This window comes from Streptomyces sp. NRRL S-378, from assembly GCF_000720645.1.
Lineage (GTDB): Bacteria > Actinomycetota > Actinomycetes > Streptomycetales > Streptomycetaceae > Streptomyces.
In genome coordinates this window covers 21559-28801 of sequence record NZ_JOBX01000074.1, presented here as the reverse complement: position 1 = coordinate 28801, position 7243 = coordinate 21559, and the positions used below count along the sequence as shown (strand labels likewise).

General features: G+C 73.3%; 4 protein-coding genes. 3 read left to right on the top strand and 1 reads right to left on the bottom strand.

Annotated elements, in window-relative coordinates; genetic code table 11:
* Window positions 1–3041, top strand: a 3041-nt coding sequence (locus IH80_RS0133340) for a non-ribosomal peptide synthetase (protein WP_037881875.1), incomplete at its 5' end; no start/stop codon positions are given.
* Between the two features lie 109 nt (window positions 3042–3150).
* Window positions 3151–4416: a cation:proton antiporter gene (locus tag IH80_RS0133335; protein ID WP_051810218.1), complete on the top strand. Its 1266-nt coding sequence runs from the start codon at window positions 3151–3153 to the stop codon at window positions 4414–4416.
* A 275-nt stretch (window positions 4417–4691) separates the two neighbouring features.
* On the opposite strand, the gene IH80_RS0133330 is transcribed toward IH80_RS0133335, so the two are convergent.
* Window positions 4692–6107 (bottom strand): MFS transporter, encoded by a 1416-nt coding sequence (locus IH80_RS0133330; RefSeq protein ID WP_030965435.1) that lies wholly within the window; start codon window positions 6105–6107, stop codon window positions 4692–4694.
* A 141-nt stretch (window positions 6108–6248) separates the two neighbouring features.
* Between IH80_RS0133330 and IH80_RS0133325 the strand changes: the two genes are divergently transcribed.
* On the top strand, window positions 6249–7070 hold the full coding sequence (locus tag IH80_RS0133325; RefSeq protein WP_234432466.1) for a helix-turn-helix transcriptional regulator: 822 nt from the start codon (window positions 6249–6251) through the stop codon (window positions 7068–7070).
* The last annotated feature ends 173 nt before the right edge of the window (window positions 7071–7243 follow it).

Here is a 7243-nt window from a genome sequence, read left to right as displayed (position 1 = left end):
TCCTCACCCGCACCCGCACCACCGACCTCGCCGCCTACACCCACCAGGACACCCCCTTCGAACGCATCGTCGAAACCCTGAACCCCCACCGCTCCCTCGCCCGGCACCCGCTGTTCCAGGTGATCTTCGGCCTGGACTCCTCCGGCGGCGACGCGCTGCGCCTGTCGGGCCTGGACGTGACCCAGGAAGTGGTCCCGTCCGCGTACAGCAGGTTCGACCTGGGCTTCCACTTCACGGAGAAGTTCGGGACGGACGGCAGCCCGGCCGGGATCGGCGGCCTGCTGCACTACAGCACGGACCTGTTCGACCGGGGGAGTGCCGAATCCTTCGCGGTCCGGCTGGTGCGCCTGGCGGCGGCGGTGGCCGAGGACCCGGACCGGCCGGTCGGAGGGATCGGGATCCTCTCCGCGCGGGAGGAGCGGCAGATCCTGGCCGAGTGGAACGACACGGCGGCCGAGCTGCCCCCGGGGACCGTTCCCGCGCTCTTCCAGGCGCAGGCCGCCCTGACCCCGGAGCGTCGGGCGGTCCAGGCCGCGGACGCGGACCTGAGCTACGCCGAGCTGAACGAGCAGGCCAACCGCCTCGCCCACCACCTGATCGCGCTCGGGGCGGGGCCGGAGAAGTTCGTGGCCCTGGCCCTGCCGCGTACCGCGCGGACCATGGTGGCGCTGCTCGCCGTGCTCAAGGCGGGCGCCGCCTACCTGCCGGTGGACCCCGCCTACCCGGCGGACCGGATCGCCTACCTGCTGCGGGACGCCGATCCGGCGCTCGTCCTCACCGTCGCGGAGACCGAGGGGATCCTCCCGGCCGACTGCGGGACCTCGCGGCTGGTCCTGGACGCTCCCGAGGTCCTCGCGGCCCTGGAGGGCCGGCCCGCCACCGACCCGACCGACCGGGACCGGAGCGGTGTCCTGGAACCGCTGCACCCGGCGTACGTCATCTACACCTCGGGTTCCACCGGTCGCCCCAAGGGCGTGGTCGTCAGCCACGCCAACGTGGCCAACCTGGTCGCCTGGGCCCGTGAGGAGTTCGGCACCGAGCCGCTGTCCCACGTTCTGTTCACCACCTCCCTCAACTTCGACGTCTCCGTGTTCGAGATGTTCGGTCCGCTGCTGACCGGCGGCCGCATCGAAGTCCTCCCGGACCTGCTGGCCCTGGGTGACCGGAGCCCCGGCGAGGGCCCGGCGGCCCTGGTGAGCGGGGTGCCCTCGGCCCTCGCCCGGATCGTGTCCCAGAGCGGGGTGCGCACCACGGCGGACACCGTGGTGTTCTGCGGCGAGGCCCTGACCGCACAGGCGGCCACGGAGACCAGGGACGCCCTCCGGGCCGGCCGGGTGTACAACGTCTACGGTCCGACCGAGGCCACGGTGTACGCCACCGCATGGTCCACTGACGAGGCCGTGACCGGGGTGCCGCCGATCGGCCGCCCGCTGCGCAACACGCAGGCCTACGTCCTCGACGGCGGTCTCCAGCCGGTGCCGGCCGGCGTGACCGGCGAGCTGTACCTGGCGGGTGCGGGCCTGGCCCGGGGCTACCACCGGCGTCCGGATCTGACGGCCGAGCGGTTCGTCGCCGACCCCTTCGGCCCGGCGGGCAGCCGCATGTACCGCACCGGCGACCTGGTCCGCTGGTCCGGTGACGGGATGCTGGACTACCTGGGCCGGGTCGACGACCAGGTCAAGATCCGAGGGTTCCGCATCGAACTCGGCGAGATCGAGGACGTGCTGGGTCGTTTCCCGGGCCTGTCACAGGTGGCGGTGGTGGCCCGGGAGGACCGGCCCGGCGACAAGCGCCTGGTGGCCTACGTCGTCCCCGCCGCCGGCGACGACGGGGTGGACACCGGGGCCCTGCGGGCGCACGCCGCCGCACTGCTGCCGGAGTACATGGTGCCCTCCCTGTTCGTGGTGCTGGACGTGCTGCCCTCGACCGCGAACGGCAAGCTGGACCGGCGGGCCCTCCCCGCGCCCTCGTACGCGGCGGACGCCTCCGGCCGGGCTCCCCGGACCCCCAGGGAGGAGATCCTGTGCGGGCTGTTCGCGGAGACCCTGGGTCTGCCCGCGGTCGGCGTCGAGGACAACTTCTTCGAACTGGGCGGCCACTCCCTGCTCGCGGTCCGGCTGATCGGCCGGATCCGGGAGGTCCTGGGGGACGCGCTCGCCCTGCGGGCCCTCTTCGAGGCGCCCACGGCCGCCGCCCTCGCCGAGCGGCTGGGCCGGTCCTCGGACGGAGCGGGCTTCGAGGTGCTCCTGCCGGTGAAGGCCCACGGCGGCGCCACCACCACCTTCTGCGTCCACCCCGTCAGCGGAATCGGCTGGTGTTACGCGCCGCTGGCCGGGATCGCCTCCCCCGAGGAGTCGGTCTACGCCCTCCAAGCGCGCGGCATGGACAGGGGTGAAGCCCTCCCCGAATCCGTCCGGGAGATGGCGGCCGACTACGTCCGGCAGATCCGCACCGTCCAGGCATCGGGGCCGTACCGCCTGCTGGGCTGGTCCTTCGGAGGTGTCGTCGCCCACGAGATGGCCGTCCAGCTCCGGGCCGCGGGAGAGCGGGTGGAGACCCTCGCCCTGCTCGACGCCTACCCGGTGACCGAGGCCGGGACAGGGGCCGGGACCGGGGCCGGCACCGGGGCGGACCTCTCCCTCACCGAGGAGGAAGTGGTGGCGGGACTCGCCGAGTTCTTCGGCCTGCGGGCCGAGGAGAACCAGGAACCCCTCACGATGGCCGGGCTGGTGCCGGCCCTGCGCCGGGACCGGAACACCTTCACCGAACTCGCCGAGCGGCACCTCCCGGAGATCGCCGCGGTGTACCGGAACAACCATCGGCTCCTGGTGGAGCACGCCCCCGGAGAGTTCGACGGCGACGTCCTCTTCTTCGAAGCGGGCCACGGGAAGCCCGCCGGTGCCCCCGGGGCGGACATCTGGAGCGGGTACGCGTCGGGCCGGATCCACGTCACCCGTGTCGCCCGCGGCCACGCGGAGATGGCCCGGCCGGAGTCTCTGGCCGAGATCTGGCGCGGCATCTCCCGCGCGACCGGACGCTAGGACGCCGGGGGCGGGCCCCGGCCCGCCCCCCCCGCGACCTCCGCATCGTCGACGACTCCCGGACGCAACGACTCACAGACGCAACGACTCACAGAACGGGTGCTCTGCCGTGTCCCCGATTGCCCATCTCTTCCTGATACTTCCCCTGGTCATGGTCTGCTGCCACCTCGCGGGCCGGGTCTGCCACCGCCTCGGGCAGCCGCCCGTGATCGGCGAGATCGTGGCCGGCGTCGCGCTCGGCCCCTCGCTCTTCGGGGCGGTCTGGCCCGACGGGCAGCGGTGGCTCTTCCCCCGGGAGGCGCTGCCCCTGCTCGACGCGCTGGCCCAGCTCGGCCTGGTCCTCTTCATGTTCCTGATCGGGTACGAGCTGAACGTGGGGCAGGTCCGCAGTCGCGGCAAGGTGGCCGCGTGGGTCAGCCACGTGAGCGTGGCGGTGCCCATGGTCGGCGGGCTGCTGCTCGCCCTCGCCATGTACGGGAGGTTCGCCGCTCCCGAGGTCGGGTTCCCGGCGTTCGCCCTCTTCATCGCCGTCTCCATGAGCATCACCGCGTTCCCGGTGCTCGCACGGATCCTGACCGACCGGAAGATGGACCGCACCCCCGTCGGCGGACTGGCCCTCACCTGCGCGGCCGTCGACGACATCACCGCCTGGTGCCTGCTCGCACTGGCCACCGCGCTGAGCCGGGACACCTCCCTCACCGGGGTCCTCACCACCGTCGCGCTGACCGCCGTGTTCATCGCCGCGATGATGTACGGACTGCGCCCCCTGCTGGCCCGGCTGGCCGAGCGCCGCGCGGACCGCCCGGGCGGGGCGGTGGTGGTCCTGCCCCTGCTGCTCACCGGGATCCTGCTGGCCTCCTTCGCCACCGACTGGATCGGCATCCACTCGATCTTCGGAGCCTTCCTGTTCGGTGCCGTCGTACCGCGCGGTGCCGCCCAGACGGCGGCCGCGGAACTGATGCGGGGGGTCACCGTGGCCCTGCTCCTGCCGCTGTTCTTCGCCTACTCCGGGCTGAAGACCGACTTCCGGCTCATCGGCGCGGAGCCCGGCCTGTGGGGCTGGTGCGCCCTCGTCGTGGCCGTCGCGACCGCCACCAAGTGGGCCGGCAGCACCGGTGCGGCCCGGGTGGCCGGACTCGGGTGGCACGAGGCCGCCTCGCTCGGCGCGCTCATGAACTGCCGGGGGCTGACCGAGCTCGTGGTGCTCGGCGTCGGCCTGCAACTGGGGATCATCACGCCCACCGTGTTCGCCGTGCTCGTGGTCATGACGCTGGTCACCACGGTGCTGACAGCGCCCGCGCTCACCCTGATCGACCGCGTGGCCGCCCGGCAGCGGAGCACCTTCCTGAAGGTGCCGGAGGCCGTGGCCCGATGACCGCACGCCCGGGGTTCGACCGCGTACCCGGGGACAGGGAGCCACCGATGCGGGCGGCCGCGGGACACGTAGGTGAACCGCTCCGGGTCCGGTGGAGACTCGAGCACGCGCAGGGACTCGAGACACGGCACGACCTCCCTCCTACCGCCTGAGCTGCGCCGGCGTGCAGTGCGCGGGGTCGCCGAGGTGCTCGACCCGCACGGCCGACGCCCCGGGCCCGGCTGGGGCCGGGACCGGGGGCTGCGGGTGGGACCGGGGCCGCGGGCGGGAGGGGGTCAGCCCCGCCTGCCGCGGCCCAGGCCGACGGCCACCAGCAGCGCCGCTGCCAGCACGATCACCGCGTCCACCGCCAGGACCGTGCGCACCCCGCCGAACAGCGTGGCCTGCGTGGTCGCCAGCACACCGAGCAGCGGGATGCCGACGGTGAGGCCGATCTGCTGGGTGGTGGTGACCAGGCCGGTCGCCAGGCCCTGCTGCTCGTCGGGCACGCCGCTCGTCACGACCACCCCGTACGAGATGATCGCGCCGAGGTGGCACATGCTCGCCAGCGAGACGGCCGCGGTCGCCAGCAGGGCACCCGACCCGGTGCCCACGCCGAGCAGTGCGGCCCCCAGGACGCCCTGGCCCACCAGGGACCCGACCAGCGTGCGGCGGGCGCCGAAGCGGCCGATCACCCTCGGGGCGTACGCACCCGCGGCGACGGAGGCGAGGCCCTGGATGCCGAAGACCAGACCCGTGCGGAAGGACGACAGCCCCAGCGTCTCCTGGAGGTACAGGGTCAGGACGAAGACGACCGTCGACATCATCGAGAACGTCACCAGACCACCGAAATTGCCCCAGGCGACCGTGCGGCGCTTCAGCATCGGCAGCGAGACCAGCGGTGCCGCCGCCTTCGACTCGACCGCCACGAACACGGCCAGCAGGACCAGTCCGGCCACCAGCGTGCCCCGGACGTCCACGTCGCCGAAGCCGCGCTGGGCCGCCGTGGACAGGGAGTAGATCACCGCGAGCAGACCGCCGGTGACGGTGACGGCCCCCGGCACGTCCAGGCGCGGCCGCTCGGGAGTACGCGACTCCGGCAGCAGCCCCGGGGCGAGGACCAGGACGCCCACCGCGGCGACCGCGAGCAGGCCCATCGTGGACCGCCAGCCCAGGGTGTCCGTCATGACACCGCCGAGCACCATCCCCACGGTGAAACCGAGCGACAGCAGGGTGCCGGAGATGCCGAGCGCCCTGTCGCGCTGCGGACCCTCCGGGAAGGTCGTGGTCAGCAAGGACATGCCGGTCGGCACGATGACCGCCGCCCCCAGGCCCTGCAGGGCCCGTCCGGTCAGGAAGGACGCCGGGTCCCAGGCGAGGGTGGCGAGCACGGAGGCCGCGCCGAAGACGGCGAGGCCGGTGAGGAAGAGCCGCTTGCGGCCGTACAGGTCGGCGATGCGGCCGAAGAGGAGCAGGAAACCGCCGGACGGCAGGGCGAAGGCGGTGATGGCCCACTGGAGCGCGGACCGGCTCATCCCCAGGTCCTCCCCGAGCACCGGCAGGGCCACGTTCAGCACGGAGAAGTCGAGCGCCACCATGAACTGGGCGGCGCAGAGTACGAAGAGGACCAGTCGGGCCCGCCCGGACAGCCGGCCCTCCTGGGGGGCCGCCGTGTGCGGTCCGGGGGTCGTGGTCTGTGTGTCGATCGCCATGGCCACCACCCTCGTGGCCCGGGAATGCCCGTGCAGAGTGGGAACTTATCCTGTTGGTGGCACCACCAGTCAGCCGAACAGGGGGAGTTTGTGGCGACAGCGACCGACGAGCGCCGGCGGTCCGAACTGCGCGAGTTCCTGATGAGCAGACGGGCCAGAATCACCCCGACGGAGGCCGGCCTGCCGGACGGCGGGGCCCGCCGCCGCACCCCGGGCCTGCGCCGCGAGGAGGTCGCCGTGCTCGCCGGGGTGGGCGTCTCCTGGTACCAGTGGCTGGAACAGGGCCGCGACATCACGGTGTCCGGGCAGGTCCTGGACTCGGTGGGCCGGGTGCTGAAACTGACCAGCGCCGAGCGACGGCACCTGTACGCGCTCGCCGGGCTGAACCCGCCCGCCCTGGAGGTCGCGCCGGGCGACCGGGACATGTGCGACGGCCTGCAGCGCCTGATCGAGGCGTGGATGCCCTTCCCCGCGCACATCATGGACGTCTACTGGAACACCGTCCTCTACAACGACGCGGCGTCGCTGGTCTTCGGCATGCGCCCGGAGATCGTGCAGAACTGCCTGATCGCCTTCTTCACCGACCCCATTTACCGGGCCCGCGCCAGGCGCTGGGAGGAGGTCGCCGGTCAGGTCGTCGCCCAGTTCCGGGCCGCCTGCTCGGAGAAGCCCCACGACGACGGCTTCCGGGCGGTCATCGAGGAGGCCCGCGCGCTCAGCCCCGAATTCGCCGAACTGTGGGAACGCGGCGACGTGCGGCCGGGCGGACAGACGAAGAAGGAGATCGAGCACCCCGTCGTCGGCACGCTCTTCGTGGAGTCGACGCAGCTGCGGGTGCCGGCCCGCCCGGACCTGGCGATCGTGCTGCACACGCCGCTGGAGGACACCGGGTCCGCCGAGAAGCTGGAGTGGCTGACGTCGCCCGAGGGCCGGCGCGCGGCGATGTTCCCGCTCGCCGGCTGACCTCTCCCGCGGGCAGCCGCCGGGGGAGGGGGCCGGATCCGGCCGCCCCGTGGGCCGTTCACCCGGAAGGCCCCGGGGCCGTTCACCCGGAGGCCGTCCGGGGCCGTTCACCCGGAGGCCACCCGGTGTCCGCCCGGGTGTCCGGCACCGGCGGTGGGGTTTGCCGGCCGGGC